12 protein-coding genes and 1 other annotated feature are annotated in these 15,642 nt (G+C 38.8%); of the genes, 4 read left to right on the top strand and 8 right to left on the bottom strand.

Features of this window, described 5'->3' with window-relative positions:
- Nucleotides 1–16: 16 nt before the first annotated feature.
- Nucleotides 17–1,036 carry a LacI family DNA-binding transcriptional regulator gene (locus tag IGL31_RS01740; RefSeq protein WP_002294628.1) on the top strand — a complete coding sequence of 340 codons (1,020 nt, stop codon included), beginning with the start codon at nt 17–19 and terminating at the stop codon, nt 1,034–1,036.
- Nucleotides 1,037–1,316: 280 nt separating this feature from the next.
- Here IGL31_RS01740 and nhaC read toward each other — a convergent pair whose 3' ends face one another.
- The 4 genes from nhaC to tyrS form a co-directional block, all read right to left on the bottom strand.
- Complete coding sequence (gene nhaC, locus IGL31_RS01735; protein ID WP_002286385.1) at nt 1,317–2,684, bottom strand: Na+/H+ antiporter NhaC; 1,368 nt, start codon at nt 2,682–2,684, stop codon at nt 1,317–1,319.
- Nucleotides 2,685–2,792: 108 nt separating this feature from the next.
- Complete coding sequence (gene tyrP / locus IGL31_RS01730) at nt 2,793–4,190, bottom strand: tyrosine-tyramine antiporter (RefSeq protein ID WP_002316652.1); 1,398 nt, start codon at nt 4,188–4,190, stop codon at nt 2,793–2,795.
- A 266-nt stretch (nt 4,191–4,456) separates the two neighbouring features.
- Nucleotides 4,457–6,334, bottom strand: coding sequence for a tyrosine decarboxylase (tdc, locus tag IGL31_RS01725; protein WP_002286400.1), 1,878 nt, complete (start codon nt 6,332–6,334; stop codon nt 4,457–4,459).
- A 290-nt stretch (nt 6,335–6,624) separates the two neighbouring features.
- Nucleotides 6,625–7,881 carry a tyrosine--tRNA ligase gene (gene tyrS / locus IGL31_RS01720; protein ID WP_002286405.1) on the bottom strand — a complete coding sequence of 419 codons (1,257 nt, stop codon included), beginning with the start codon at nt 7,879–7,881 and terminating at the stop codon, nt 6,625–6,627.
- A gap of 111 nt (nt 7,882–7,992) precedes the next feature.
- Nucleotides 7,993–8,198, bottom strand: a binding site (T-box leader).
- 262 nt (nt 8,199–8,460) lie between these two features.
- Here tyrS and IGL31_RS01715 point away from each other — a divergent pair.
- Entirely contained in the window at nt 8,461–9,762 is a 1,302-nt protein-coding gene (locus IGL31_RS01715) for a polysaccharide deacetylase family protein (protein WP_002296829.1), read from the top strand.
- Nucleotides 9,763–9,830: 68 nt separating this feature from the next.
- Here the strand turns inward: IGL31_RS01715 and IGL31_RS01710 are convergent, their stop codons facing one another.
- Entirely contained in the window at nt 9,831–10,430 is a 600-nt protein-coding gene (locus IGL31_RS01710; protein ID WP_002294634.1) for a TetR/AcrR family transcriptional regulator, read from the bottom strand.
- A 253-nt stretch (nt 10,431–10,683) separates the two neighbouring features.
- Between IGL31_RS01710 and IGL31_RS01705 the strand changes: the two genes are divergently transcribed.
- Together IGL31_RS01705 and IGL31_RS01700 are read left to right on the top strand one after the other, a co-directional pair.
- Nucleotides 10,684–11,565, top strand: coding sequence for an ABC transporter ATP-binding protein (locus tag IGL31_RS01705; RefSeq protein ID WP_002294635.1), 882 nt, complete (start codon nt 10,684–10,686; stop codon nt 11,563–11,565).
- 12 nt (nt 11,566–11,577) lie between these two features.
- Nucleotides 11,578–13,188 carry an ABC transporter permease gene (locus tag IGL31_RS01700; RefSeq protein ID WP_086299891.1) on the top strand — a complete coding sequence of 537 codons (1,611 nt, stop codon included), beginning with the start codon at nt 11,578–11,580 and terminating at the stop codon, nt 13,186–13,188.
- A gap of 76 nt (nt 13,189–13,264) precedes the next feature.
- On the opposite strand, the gene IGL31_RS01695 is transcribed toward IGL31_RS01700, so the two are convergent.
- The 3 genes from IGL31_RS01695 to dhaL all read right to left on the bottom strand — a co-directional run bounded on the left by IGL31_RS01695 (nt 13,265) and on the right by dhaL (nt 15,624).
- Nucleotides 13,265–13,924 carry a Crp/Fnr family transcriptional regulator gene (locus IGL31_RS01695; protein WP_002289290.1) on the bottom strand — a complete coding sequence of 220 codons (660 nt, stop codon included), beginning with the start codon at nt 13,922–13,924 and terminating at the stop codon, nt 13,265–13,267.
- A gap of 282 nt (nt 13,925–14,206) precedes the next feature.
- Nucleotides 14,207–14,872, bottom strand: coding sequence for a glucose-6-phosphate 1-dehydrogenase family protein (locus IGL31_RS01690; RefSeq protein WP_086299892.1), 666 nt, complete (start codon nt 14,870–14,872; stop codon nt 14,207–14,209).
- Nucleotides 14,873–15,018: 146 nt separating this feature from the next.
- Nucleotides 15,019–15,624 (bottom strand): dihydroxyacetone kinase subunit DhaL, encoded by a 606-nt coding sequence (dhaL, locus tag IGL31_RS01685; protein WP_002307910.1) that lies wholly within the window; start codon nt 15,622–15,624, stop codon nt 15,019–15,021.
- Nucleotides 15,625–15,642 lie beyond the last annotated feature (18 nt).

The following is a 15,642-nucleotide window of genomic DNA, read 5'->3' as shown; positions in this document are numbered from 1 at the left end:
GAAAGGTGTTTTTATCATGGCTATTACCGTAAAAGATGTGGCGAAAAAAGCCGGTGTTGCCACCTCGACCGTCTCTCGTGTCATCAACGATCATCCTAGTATTTCCGAGACAACAAAGAAGAAAGTCCGAAAAATTATGGATGAACTAGGTTATGTTCCTAACATGACTGCCCGCAATCTAGGAAAACGCATTTCCAGTGCCATCGGCGTGATCTTACCCCCTCTTGATTCAAAAGAGCGGATCGGTAACCCATTTTATCTTGAGATCATGGAAGCAATCAACGAAGAAGCGCGGAATTATGATATGACTACAGCAATCGCTACTGCTAAAAATTTTGAATTGCTGTTAGAGAACGTCCAGCGTATGCATTTACAAAAACAAGTAGATGGTTTTATTCTAGTGTATTCAGATAGTCAAGATCCTGTCATTGATTATTTATACCAAAACCACATCCCTTTCACTTTGATCGGACAGCCTTATCATCATGAGAACGAAATCGTGTATGTAGATAACGATAACCAGCTTCTAGGTAAACAAGCAACAGAATTTTTGATCCAGAATGGACATAAGAATATCCTGTTTGTGACAAACACGACTCATGAAAGTTTGTATTTCGAACGATATTTCGGTTATCAAAAAGCAATGATGATGGCTGGTCTTCCTGCGTTATCCAGTGTAGTACTAGAGCATCCGGAAGATTATCTGTCCTTTGAGAAAACGTTGAAAGAAAACGAAGCCACAGCATTGGTGGTCATTGACGATATCTTCGCCCTTCGCACGATGCAGTTGGCGCAAATGTACGGCTATGTCATTCCAGAGACACTCTCCGTCATTAGCTTCAACAACTCGATCTTCTCAACATTAACACACCCTTACCTTACAAGTATCGATATCGATATCTCCGAATTAGGACGTGTCGCTATGCAAAAGCTGCGCGAATTGATCCATGAAGAATTGAGCAGTGGCGTACGTTTGGTCATCCCTCATCGCTTGATCAAAAGAGAGACAGTCGTTCCTTTAGAAAACCCATACTAAATAGCTGACTCACTAAATACGCTGACCATTTATCCTATGGTCAGCTTTTTATGTAAAAGAAGATACTACTTCTAACACATTGTTTATCTGTAAAAAAGAGCGTGGGACAAAAGTAAAGAACACTTTTGTCTCACGCTCTAAACACGTATAAACGGCGGAAGCAGAAGCAACTCCTTCGGAAATAAGCTGAAATTCACAAAAATTTAAAAAGCAATTTTCTTGAGTTTCTTCTTATTTCTTGGAGTTAAACGCTTCTGTCCCAGCCTCTTTTTTCCTTCCTTCAATTTTTTACACGTCGACGATTCAATAAAAAACCGCCTAATATTGTAAAGACAGGTGCAAGAATCGAGAAAAAGGCGAATGGCAAGTAATGCAACGCGCTAACTTTCATCGTTCCCATAATGAATGTGCCGCTGACTCCCCACGGTACGAGAGAATTGACGGTCGCACCTGAATCCGCTAGTGTTCGTGTCAAATAGGTTTTTGATAAGCCAACGTCATCAAAAGAACGCTTGAATGTTTCTCCTGGAAGAATGATGGACAGATACTGTTCTCCAACGATCAGATTGATTCCGATACAGCTCAAGGCAGTAAACCCGACTAAACGAGAAGGTCGGTCCATCTTTTCTTTTAATTCTTGAACGATGGTATCAACGATCAGATATTTGATCAGTAACCCACCTAATGCCAATGCAAGTAAAATCAAACTAGCAGAACCTAACATACTCATGATCCCGCCTCGAGAAAGCAGTTCATCTAGCTTTGGATCAGGTGTATTTGCGACATAACCATTCATCAAGATGTCTGCTGCTTTTCCGACCGTCAAACTTTTCTCATGGATAAAAGAAAGAACGAGAGCAGCTGTTGATCCCGCTAGTAATGTAGGGATAGCCGGAATTTTTTTGATTGCCCCCCCAAATAAAATAACTAGTGGAATCAATGTCCAAGGAGAGATCCAAAAGCTCGCTTTCATGTTTTGGATCATTTCATTGATACTAGCTAGATCGGCTGAATGACTGTTATGTCCTAATATCGTATAAAAAATCAACGAAAGGACGAATGCTGGGAAATCCGTATAACGCATACCAGCGATATGTTCGAATAGATTAACTCCTCCAATACCCGCTGCCAAGTTGGTCGTATCTGATAAAGGCGAGCAGTTATTCCCTAAAAAGGCACCGGAAACGACTGCGCCTGTAGTCATTGCATCATTGAATCCAAGTAAATGACCGATCCCCAAAAAAGCAATTCCAATCGTCGAAATCGTTGTAAATGAACTGCCGACAGTCACTCCGACAATTGCACAAACAAGAAATGCTGTCGGTAAAAAGAAACGCACAGAAACAAGTTTAAATCCATAAACCATAATCGTAGGGATGGTTCCAGATAAAATCCATGAAGCAACTAAGACACCAATCAAAAGAAAAATCAGGATTGGAATGATCCCTGGAGTGATTCCTTTGATGATCCCGTCATGGATCTCATCCCATGTGAACTTTTTAAATCTGCCATAAAACAACAAACACATGAAAGCTGCAAGGATCGGGATATGTGGCGAGAGCTGGAATCCGATGATCAGTACTCCTAGGAGTGCCAACAACACGATCAATACAGCGATACTTTCTTTTAAAGAAATATTTTTATTCATCGTCGATCTCCTATTTCAAATGAAAAGGCCCTGCCATGAAAAAACTATTCACTTGGCAGGACCTCCTACTAAATCAGCGACAAAACGTCGGCTGAAAGACTTATTTTTTTATTTTTCTTCTAAACTTTTTTCTACCTCAATCCCCCAAGAATCTTTCTTGAAGTGATTGATGATCAATGGAATAACGAACATGACCACTGTGATAGCTGCTACTAATAATGCATCACTCAATGTCGCTGTACCTAATGTAGCAAATACGACAACGATGATAGAGAAGATCAGCATGCAGCTGACTACCCAAGCTAATCCGTTTCCGTTTTTACCAATTCGGTAAGGACGTTCGAATTCTGGATGTTTCTTACGCATTTTAAGCAATGAAACAGCAATCAAAATGTACACGATACAATAAATAACAGTTGTAGCATTTGTAAGTGTCAAGAATACAGCACTTACGTCATCCATTACACCATAAAGCAAAGCAAATAATGAAATAACGATTGATTGTGTTAGAACGACATTTCTAGATACGCCGTATTTGTTTTCTTTATGGAATCCGAATTTTGGTGGAAGGAATCCTTCACGAGCTACTTGGATGATTGTTTTTGATGGTCCAGTAACCCAAGCTGATAATTGTAAAAGCACACCAATAAATACCATGAAGCTGAAGATATTTCCGATCACTTCTGGTAAGCCTAGGATTTGACAGTCAATCAAGATAGGCTGCGTGATATTTGCTAATTCCATTTTTCCATCTGGTACGACATTTGCTACAAGCATCGCATTGATGACATTCAATAAAACTAATCCGATCAAAGCGATAAATACGCCTTTTGTATAATTTTTTGTTGCGTCTTTCAAACGAGGCATGTAAACAGAACTCATTTCGATCCCAACAAAAATAAATGTGATACCAGCTAAGTATTTCAATGAATCAATATGTTCCAAGTCAGGGAAAGCTTTTGACCATGAAAAGTCACCTAGATAGCCGTTTGAGACTAGTCCGACTTTGAAGGCTGCCAAAACACCTAAAACGAACATGATGACTACTGGGATATATACCCCTAGCCATACACCGATGTTCCCGCCGACTTTTGCCATATCGAATTTCAAGTTCAAGATCGTGATGATCCAGTAGATAACTAAAATACAACCTAAAACGAACCAATGATTATTGCCAAGTTCTACATTACCAAATGTGTTTCCTAACAATGGTCCTAAAGTAGAAGCGACCATTACCATACCTGGGAACATTTGCACCCATAATAGCCATGCAACGACAAATCCCCATTTGCTGCCCAGTGCTGTTTTTACCCATAACTGAGGACCGCCTTCTTGAGGAAGCATCGTTGAAAGCTCACCGGAAACCATTGATATCGGACCGGCAAAAAACAAAACTGCAAAAATTGAATAAAAAATCAATGTCCAACCGACTGCGGCTAACGTAGGAATACTCCGAACCGTTGCACACAGTGCCATTGTCAGACCGATAAAGGTCCCAAGACCCATTTTACTTACTTCAGATTTACTCACCGTTGACACTCTCCTTGATTTTTTGGATAAAATAACGGTGTCTTTGAAGTAGTTTCAGCAATAAACGAAACAATTCAGCGAATATTTGAGGGGATTCTTTGAGTCTATTGCTTGAAGGGTTTCTTCAAAGACAACCTCAAAACAAAGGGATCGAAGAGCTTAGGTCTCCCCTTGCTCTTCAGATCCAAACATGCGTCAGAAACAGTTAGTATTCAAGCTGTTTTCTAACATGATTACCTTGCTTATTTTGCTTCGCTTGCCAATAATTGGTCTGCGTAGATTTTTTCCAATTTTTCTTGAAGAGCTGCTTTGATTTTTTCAGCATATTCTTCAAAGTGTTCTTCTTTGTTCATGTATGGTGTCATTACGCTGGCACGCAATACAGTTACTTTTCCGGCACGGTTCCATTCTTCATCTGAGAATCCTAGTTGGTTCACAAATTGTAATGGGCTGTTGCCATAGTCTGGGATAGCAAAGTCAGTATGTGAAGTTAAGAACTCATTACCGTAAATGCTTCCTTTCACGTATGAAGAATAATCATATACGTCATGGTTCAATTTATTCATTGCAACTAAGTCATCGTTGCCTTTTTCTTTGAATACATAGTCTACCATATTGAAATCTGGATAAGTTAATGGATGAACTTCGATTTCTTTGTCTCCTACTTTAAATGACAAGTCATTCAAGAAGTTGTAGAAACGATGTGCACCTTCGATTGATGCACCCATTAATTTACCATATCCTGTGACATTCAAAGGTAAGACATGGTGTGCTGCCCAAACGCTGGCTGCTGTTGCCCCTGCTTTTGAACCTTCCAAGATATAAGCCCCAAGTAATGCTGGGATATCTGCGCCTTTTTCAAATACATATGTCGCAAAGTAAGAGATAACGTCTCTCATGCGGATATCTTTGATGACGATACCACCGGCAGAATATGGAACATAGCCCATTTTATGTGGATCGATCGTTACAGATTCTGCTTCTTCGATTGCTTTATATGCACTGTGTACTTCTTCTAAGATATAATCTTTGTTTTCTGTAAAGACATTGTATTTGTAATGAACATCTTTTAAATCTTCAAATGGAATGAAGTTGTTGTCTTCGTCTAAGAAAATCGCACGGCCGTATCCGCCATAAGCAGCATCTACGTGTAAGTAGAAGTAAATACCGTCTTTTTCTAACACGCGACGCAATGCAACGATTTTATCGATACCGTCGATTGCTCCTTCTTCTGTTGATCCTACAACACCGACTACACCTAGGATTGGTGTTTTTTCAGCTGCTAGACCACGAACGATTTTTTCAAGTTCGTTGATGTCCATGCGATAGTTGTGGTCAACTGGCACTGGAATCACTTGGTCTAAACCGATACCGATGATGTCGGCAGCTTTTAGCCATGAATAGTGTTTAGTTTGTGGAACCAACCATTTTCCTAATTTTTCTAAATGTTTTCCGCTACGTGCTGAGTGAGCTTTGATTTCGTCGATTTTTTCTGGGACGCTGTCTAACAGATTCATGATTTCTTCTGTTGACAAGTTCATTAATTCCCAATCGCTTTTTCCAGCAACTAGTTCAGGTGTCACTTCTTTCATTGCAAGCGGCAATGATTTGATGTTGCGGGCATACCAAAGTCCTTCTAAGTTTGCTAAAGAACCATCAGCAACGATGTGGCCCCAGCCATCTTTATAGCTCATTAATTTTGCAAATTCCATTCCTACTTCTTCTTCCATTTGGCTTGTTGCAGGAGAAGATTCATAGGCAACGTTATTACCATTCCATAGCATAGCAAAATTGTACGCTAGTAAAGATGGCATCAATGTTTCAGAGTTCATATGACCCCAGTAACGTCCGGCATTATGCCAAGGAACGGAATGGGTACGCATCCGCGCTGAAATTTCTGATAGAACATCCTTTGTTTTATTCACAGTGTGTTCAAAACTAGCACTGCTTTTTTCTTCTGGCGTAATAATAGGCATGTCTTGAGGCATGTAGTTTTGACGCCAGCCTAAATGTTCATCCACCAATTCATTCAACAAAGCTTTATAGATTTGGCCGTTCTCAGCTTTGTCCCCAATGAATAGGGCATTTAGGTTTAGATCTTTCGACAATGATTCACTCATAGTGAAACCCTCCTAAAAAAATATTTAAATTTTGTCGAGCCCTACATTACACCTGTTCTTCTATTCTGTAAACTAAGTTTTGGCCTGCTTTTTAATCATATTTTAATATGTATCAATTATCCGAATTGTTCACACTTTTGAAATAATTAAAAAAAACGAGGGAATTTACAAATGTAAACTCCCTCGCAAAGATTGTATTAACGACAACCAGCGTTCTATTTTAGGATGGGTTTCAAAATTGGAATGTTGTAATAGTATTTCCCTTTTTCAAGGTAAAAACTTACTAAATTCTAATCAATTACTTTGGCCAAAAAGTAATTTTTCTTACCTTTTCGAATAACCACAAACTTACCATCGAATTCATCGGATGGATTTATGACAAAATTTAAATCGGTAACGCGGTCACCGTTAATACTTATAGCTCCGTTTGAAACATCTTCACGTGCTTGACGCTTAGATGGTTCAATTTTTGTGGAAACAAGCAGTTCCACGATATTTTCAGGTGTGCTTGAAATTTCAACGTTCGGCATTTTACCGAATCCTTGCGCGATTTCTTCCGCATTTAGTTCTTTAATATTTCCAGAGAACAATGCTTGCGTTATTTTTTGCGCTTCTTTCAAGTCTTCTTCACTATGCACAAATCTTGTAACTTCTTCTGCCAAACGGCGTTGTGCTTCACGTTTCTCAGGTTCTGTCTCTACTTTTTTCGCTAAGTCTTCGATTTCTTCTTGAGACAAGAAAGTAAAGAATTTCAAGTATTTCACTACATCGCGATCATCTTGATTCAACCAGAATTGGTAGAACTCAAATGGTGAAGTTTTCTTCGGATCAAGCCAAACGGCACCGCCTGCAGTTTTTCCGAATTTCGTTCCGTCAGCCTTCAGCATCAATGGGATCGTTAAACCGAACGCTTCTGCTTCTGGTCCTTCTAATTTTCGGATTAGGTCTAATCCAGCTGTGATATTTCCCCATTGGTCTGCTCCACCGATTTGCAATTGCACATCGTATGTTTTATGCAGATGCAAAAAGTCGATAGATTGCAGGATTTGGTAAGTAAACTCTGTAAATGAGATTCCTACTTCCAAACGGCTGGCAACGATATCTTTTGCTAACATCGTGTTGATGTTGAAGTTTTTACCGTAGTCTCTCAAAAATTCAAGTAAAGAGATTTTTGACAACCAGTCGTAGTTGTTCACAAATGTGATATTTGCATCTTTACCAAACAATTTTCTCATTTGATTGGAAAGTGCGTCCACGTTATGTTGCACTTGTTCCATCGTTTGCAACACACGTTCTGTTTTGCGGCCGCTTGGGTCGCCGATCGTTCCTGTTCCGCCGCCAATCAGAATATATGGATGATGGCCTGCCAATTGGAATCTTTTCATCATCATAAATGGAATCAAATGTCCGATATGCATCGAATCACCAGTTGGATCAACGCCGCAATAAAGTGAAATGCTCTTTTCTTCAACGAGCTCGCGAAGTCTTTCTTCGTTTGTTTGCTGATTAATGGCGTCGCGCCAAGTTAATTCATCAATAATATTCATTTTACTGACCTCCGTGTAGTTTTTTTATGAAAGCAGGAACCTGCTAGCATGTGTAATTAATTATTTCTTCAGGATAGGATAGGAAATAAAAAAAGTCCCTTGGCATATAAGCCAAGGGACGAAATCTCGCGGTACCACCCAATTTGTATGTCTAGATATCCAACATACCTCTCGAACATTTAACGCTGTCGCGTGGCAATCACTGCCAAAGACTCCTGAAATGTAATTCGCTTTAAAGCATGTACTGGTTTGCAGCGACCACCAGCTTTCTGAAACATTGGCTTTAACAACTACTTCGTTTCGATCTTCGTCTTGTTATTATTAATATGTGTCTATCATAGAGCGCAACTTTTTCTTTGTCAACAGAAAAAGGATATTTTTTTTAAATTCCTCATTTTTTCTTTTTTGAATCCGCTCTAATTCCGAACATTTTATTTTCAATTATTGTTAAAAGAAATAACTTTTTCTGTATTTTTTCTGCAATTTATCGAGAAGTCACTTTACTTTGCCTCTTATTCTTTCTTCGTTACAATAAGGAATGGGACAAGTAAAAAAATGAAAAAGCAAGGGACGAGGTATATGGAAAAAAAGCAAAAAATTATTTTAGGAGCCACTTCTGCTTTAACTATCGTTATTTTAATTCTAAGTTTGTTTTTTGTCATCCGATCATCTACAAAAAAAGAACCAATCATTCCTGAAAAAAAAATAACAGAAAAAGCTAAAGAACCGACAGATGATAAGCAACAACTAGTTACTCAAGCAAAAAATCTGGCTCAAAGCTACGATTATGACCAAGCGATTGCGTTATTGGAAAAAGATAGTAAGAACGGATCTACTGAAACACAACAGCTTCTTCAAACACTAAAAAAGGAGAAAGAACAACTGATCGACTGGTCTGATCCTACTCAGATCTCTCATGTTTTTTTCCATAGCTTGATCGTGGACCCGCAAAAAGCCTTCCACTCTCAACAGGCACAAGGATACAAAGATTATATGGTGACTGTTGAAGAATTCAACCGTTCGATCGAACAACTTTATCAAAATGATTTTGTTTTAGTTAATTTGAATGATTTGATCCAAAAAGACGAACAAGGAAATCTTTCCTTTAACGGGCTTGCGCTACCTGAAGGAAAAAAACCATTGGTTCTTTCACAAGATGATGTCAGCTATTATGAATATATGGATAATTCCGGTTTTCCTAGCCGATTGGTCGTATCAAATAACAATGAAATCAAAAATGTCTATAAAGAGAAAGATAAAGAAGAAATCGGTGACTTTGACATGGTTCCTCTGATCGATGCCTTTGTCAAGAAACATCCTGATTTTTCTTATCGAGGCGCAAAAGGTACCTTGGCCCTGACAGGTTACAACGGAGTTTTAGGTTATCGAACATCAAAATCTCAATATGGAGACAATGAAAAAACAAAAAAAGAGATTAAAGAAGCTAAAAAAGTGGCGGAACAGTTGAAGAAAGACGGCTGGAGCTTTGCTTCCCATACATGGGGTCACTTGAATATGACTCAAGCTTCACTAGAAGATGTAAAAAAAGACAATGAATTGTGGCAGCAAGAAGTTGCACCTATCCTAGGAAAAACAAATATTCTGATTTATCCATTTGGTGCAGACATCAGCGACTGGCAGCCTTATTCAGCAGAAAATCAAAAATTTGCTTACTTGAAGAGTCAAGGTTTCGATATTTTCTGTAATGTCGATGCTTCTACACCAGCTTGGGGACAATTAGGTACGGATTTCTATCGAAATGCTCGGATCAATATCGATGGCATTCGTTTTCAATCTGATTTAGACGGAAAAAATCCTATTCTTGATCCATTCATCAATGTCCATGATGTCTATGACAAAGAAGCACGCGAATCTGCTTGATTTTACGTCATTTATGAACCAAAAAAGCCGAACTGACATTTTATCGTCAGTTTCGGCTTTTTTATGCTTTATTTCTTCTTCGGTGCGATTCCCTTGATCAGGACTTCTGTCCATTCTGCTGTATATGGAAGCAGTTTTGCGTATATCTCCGGCTTAGAAATTCCTTCTACCATTGCTTGAAAATAGAGGATCAAGAACTCATCCGAATATTTCAAATCCACTTTTCCTTCTTTCCGCCCTCGATGGAAAAGATCAAGCATGATACTGAAACTTTCTTGCGTATACGCATCCATCGCGTCAGAAAATTCTTTTTTTTCTTTTTTTGTATAGTATGTCATCAAATCGATATAAAATTGTTTGTTCACTCGATTGAGATAACGGATTTTGTTTTCACTCATGGCAATCAGTGTTTCTTCAAATGGAAGATTTTCCGCAATCAACGCTTTCGCTTCTTGCCCTAAATCATTCATAAATGCAAAAAATACTTCATAAATCAGCCCTTCCTTGCTGCCAAAATATTTAAAAATCGTCGCTTTACTTACCTGAGCGTTCTCAGCTACCTTATCCATTGTCACTCCAGCGGTTCCTATGTCTGTGTTCATCAAGTCAAAAGCTGCTTGTAAAATCTCTTTCTTTTTCTCTTGTGCTCTCTTTTCAAAACCGTTCATTTGTAGAGCCTCCCGTAATTTTAAACTTTTATAATATATATAGTTCAAATTTATTCTGAGGTTTATTATAACTATCTATTGAGAAAGTATCAAGCTAGCAATTCCTTGTTTATGAATTCATTGACAGAAATTTATAAAAAGAATATTATGTACTAAAATAATAAAAAAAGTTTTATAAAAAGGTATAAAACCTTTTTATTAAACTATTTAATCTTGTTTAGTATATATTTTTAGAAAAAGGAGTGGGGTTTTTATGGCAGAAATCGTCAAAGTCACACATTTGAAAAAGAGCTTTGGTCGTTTCGAAGCTTTAAAAGATGTCTCTTTCACCGTACATTCAGGTGAAGTCGTTGGATTTATCGGACCAAATGGTTCTGGAAAATCCACGACGATTCGGACACTTTTAGGGATTATAAAAAAAGACGGCGGAACGGCAACGATTTTTGGGCAAGATGTATGGGAAGATAGTTTATCTATCCATGAACGTCTTTCTTATGTTCCAGGCGATATCTCTTTGTGGGGAAATTTGACTGGAGGAGCGATCATCGATCTCTTCATGAAGCTTCATGGAAAAGGGAGTGCTCAAAAAAAAGATGAACTGATTCAACGTTTCTCTCTTGATCCTAAGAAAAAAGCAAAAAACTATTCAAAAGGAAATCGCCAAAAAGTGGGCTTGATTGCTGCTTTGGCTGTTGATTCGGATCTCTATTTATTTGATGAGCCTACTTCTGGTTTAGATCCTTTGATGGAAACGATTTTCCAAGAAGAAGTTGAAAAATTGAAAGAACAGGGCAAATCCATCCTACTTTCTTCTCATATTCTCAGTGAAGTCGAGCGACTAGCGGATAAAGTCGTGATCATACGCGAAGGAACAGTCGTAGAAGAAGGAACACTCGATGAATTGCGTCATTTGACTCGTTCGACCATCACTATAGAAACAGAAGCAGAGAATAGTCACTTAGCACAATTGAACGGTGTCCATGACTTTGTGCAAAAAGGTCACCTCGCTCAATTTGCTGCTGATAACGAAGCTTTCGATGTGATTTTAGCTGAAGCGTCCAAATTAGGTGTGAAAAAATTTGAATCTATTCCACCGACTCTTGAGGATTTATTCATGAGACATTATGAAGGATGAGGAGGAAGCGAAATGACTGATAAATTTTCACGCTGGTCCACCCTTTTTTCTCAAAACCTTAGCCGTGACTGGAAAAAGATCCTGATATGGCTAGTCGGTGTCACTGCTTTTTCTGGTGGTTTTGTCCCTGCGTTTGAAGAATTGACTTCCGGACAAGGATTAGCTGGATTATACGAAACCTTGCAAAACCCGGCAATGATTGCAATGGTCGGACCAACTCCAGCTTCGAATGCTGCTGAGTATACTTTAGGAGCGATGTATGCAAATGAAATGTTGCTTTTTTGCAGTTTGTTTGCTGCTGTGATCTCTGTTTTACACGTGGTGAGCCAAACGAGAAAAAAAGAAGAACTTGGTCTGATTGAACTTATTCGTTCCTTTCGAGTCGGACGTCAAGCAAACTCTTTAGCTGTCATCGCTGAAAGTATTCTGATCAATTTGCTTTTAGCAATATCGATCAGCTGTACGATGATTTTTTTCCAAGCAGATTCGATCACTGCAGAAGGTGCTTGGCTTTTTGGGCTATCTGTAGGTAGTATGGGGATTTTGGGGAGTGCCGTTGCACTGTTTGCTGCACAACTGATGCCAAGTTCAGCCAGTTCGAATGGTCTGTCTTTAGCGTTTTTAGGTGGACTTTACCTTCTACGAGCAATAACAGATGTAGCTGATTCCTCCCTTTCGATGTGGAATCCTTTAGGCTGGTCTTATTTGACCTATCCATTTACAACTAACAACTGGATTCCTTTGCTTTATTTGTTTTTGTTCAGTCTAATCTTGATAATCAGTTCATTTGTTTTAGAGGAACATCGAGATTTGAACACCGGCTATATCCCCGAACGTGAAGGAAAACCGTATGCTAAACGTTCTCTTTTATCCTTGCGTGGTTTATTATTCTATCTAAATAAAGGGATGACAATCAGTTGGCTTATCACTTTTGGTTTGATGGGGGCGGCATACGGCTCTATCTACGGGAATATGCAACAGTTTTTAGAAAGTAACGACTTAATGAAACAGATGTTTATCCAATCTGGCGTCTCAATTGAAAAAAACTTTACAAGCACGATCATGGTCGTCTTGATTTGTCTAGCTGCTATTTTACCAATTGCTAGCATCAATCGTTTATTTACAGAAGAAACCCACGGACGTATGAATCAGCTGTTCGCAACAAAAATTTCTAGGAACCAACTTTATTGGACCAATATGTTACTAGCTATTCTATTTGCTATATTGGCAATCCTGATTAGTTCTGGTGCACTAGGGCTTTCTGCTTTGGCTTCGATGAAGGATGCGAAAGACATGGATCTATTGATGTTTCTTAAAGCCGGGTTCAATTTCCTGCCTGCCGTTTTAGTGTTTATCGGAATTAGTGGCTTTCTATTCGGATGGCTTCCTCGAATGGGTAAACTTGCTTATATCTACTTAGCTTACTCCTTTGTACTCAATTACTTTGGCGGAATTTTGGATTTACCAGAATGGTTTTCCAAAACAGCTGTCCCTAGCTGGGTTCCACGGATGCCAAACGATTCTTTTGATCTTTCCGTGTTCCTTACGTTATCATGTATCATCCTTGCACTGTTCGTCCTTGGTTCTATTGGTTATAGGCGAAGAGACTTACTAGAAGGATAATAAAAAAGCATGTACAATTTCATGCTAGCCTCCAAATCTGGGTCAAAAATCCAACATTTGGAGGTCATTTTTTTATTTACAAGTCTTCTAACTGCTCTTTATCAATGATCCAGACTTCTCGATTCTTTCTTTTTACATAACCATTCTCCTCTAATAATTTAAATTTTCTAGATAAAGTTTCGGGGGTCGTACCGATAAATGCAGCAAGTTCTTTCATTTTCATTGGCAGGAAAAAGTGATCCTTCCCTGTCGCTTTAGCTAAGTCAAGCAGATAGACAGCGACTCGTTCTTCTACTTTTTCCATCATCAAAAAAGTTGTCTGCTGCTGTACTTTTGTTAATTTCTCAACGTTGATTGCTAAAAGTTTCAGACTAAGGGCGGGATAATGCAGTAAGAGTTCCGAGAAATCTTTTTGTCTCAATATGCAAATTTCCGTTTTTTCTAGTGCTTCGCCAAATAAAGACTCATTTGGAACGCCTAGCAACTGGCTCTCTCCCTCATATCCGCCCGGCTCTATTACTCGTAAAAGCTGTTCCTTTCCGCTAGCAGATAATTGATACACTTTCATACTGCCGGAGGCCACGATCACTAATTGAGGTTCTCCATTCGGCGCAAGAATCTGTTCTCCTTTTTCCACATAGTGATGTTTGACAAGTGCGTGTACTTTTTCTTGATCTTGCTGTACTAAGTGATTGAACAAAGGAACAAATGAAACACATAAATGATCATGACTCATAATCTCTCCTCCTTCTAAACAGCTATTTCTAATAAAGAAACATAACTTCCCTTATTCCAACTGATAATTTTCTTTTATCATAGCATAAACGTCAAGCGAACCAGATACCAGCAAATAGAGTGGATTTCTTTTTGTCCCTTGCTTTATTTTCCTTCTTTGGAGACCTTAAGTAATTGATTCCTATCAATTTTTTAAATATTTACTTTTTGAATAATCAAAAACAAACCTTCACTCGCAAGCCGAGAGTAAGGTTTGTTTTTCGCATTGCTTATTTCGTGTTGTCTATTGAAATTTTTCCGCACCTAGCTTTTGATATAGTGGTGCTAGTTCTTGTAAGGTTTCAGCGGTTATTTGCTCAACGTGTTCGATTTCTTGCGGATAGAAGAATAGTTTACCCATTTGAAAGGTTCGGTCTCTCATCGCTTTTTTCAACTCTTCTTGTTTCTTTGTATCGGACAAATAGTCAGACAAAGCTAAGTGGTCGTCAAGTTCATGTTCTGGTTGCGGCCATATGTAATAATCCTTGATATCGACTGTTTTGCTCCACTCTTTCAGTATCGCAAGCAACTGGTTATACGCTACAATGCTACCATATCGTTCTTCGCTTTTATAATGTTGGTACATCAAATAGATTTGGTATTGTTTTTGATTCAACAAAACTGCTAGACAGGCATTCTCGTCTTGACGAGATTCGCTTCGGTACGCGCTCCAAAAATGACTGCGTAAATTCCAGCCATTCGTCCAGCTTTCGATTTTAGGTTTGCTCATGCCGTACATATCAGGCAAAAGTGCAGCTGTCTGGAGCTGGATCTCTTTCCATTTTTGCCAGTGTTCTTTATATTCTTTCTTGATTTGTTCGATCTTATCTGTTGGATGGCTCTCTTTGAGCTGTTTGAATGCGTAGATTGGTCGATCAAACAACTGATAATCTGATTTTCCAAGTTCCATTGTTTCGCCTCTTTCCGTTATCTTTTGTATTCTACCTGAATTTTGCGATATGGACAAATAGAGGTTGTGAAAAAGCTGTTCTGTATCAAGTCATAAGAACAGCCAAACAAAAAACTGCGATGAGCATCACCGCAGTTTTATTGAACTTAAGGTTGATTGATCACATCTAAAAGCGTTGAAAATAAAATGGCACTAGAAGCAGCTCCTGGGTCGATATGTCCGATTGCACGCTCTCCTAGATAGGAAGCTCGTCCTTTTTTAGCTACCAAGTCTTTGGTGTGTTCTTTTGCCTGGTCAATGATTTCTTTTGTTAAATTCCCTGCTTTCAACGCCTCTGTAACTGGTAGCCAAACATCTAACATCGTTTTATCGTCAGCTTCTGCCTTTCCTCGGCTTTGAATACCCGCTGTTCCCTGCTCGATCACTTCTCCTAATTTTTCTTGAGAATCAATAGAATCGACCTCTTTTGTCGCTTTCATCATGTTCATGAATGCAGATCCGTATAACGGACCAGAAGCACCACCGACTTTCGATATCATCGCCATAGAAAATACTTTGAATGTATCGCTGATTGTTTCAGGATGATCGGCTTGAAAAGCTTCTTCATAAGCTGAAACTCCTCTTCCCATGTTATTTCCGTGGTCTCCATCGCCAATCGGGGTATCTAGATCACTGAGATATTGTTTGTTCTGATTGATTGCCTCTGCAAATTGCGTGAGCCATTCTTGGATTTCTTGAACGGTTAGTTTCATATTATCACCCTTTTATCT

The organism is Enterococcus sp. MSG3290 (assembly GCF_050555565.1).
GTDB lineage: Bacteria > Bacillota > Bacilli > Lactobacillales > Enterococcaceae > Enterococcus_B > Enterococcus_B faecium.
The sequence above is the reverse complement of the archived record's forward strand: the minus strand, read 5'-3'. Positions and strand labels throughout refer to the sequence as shown.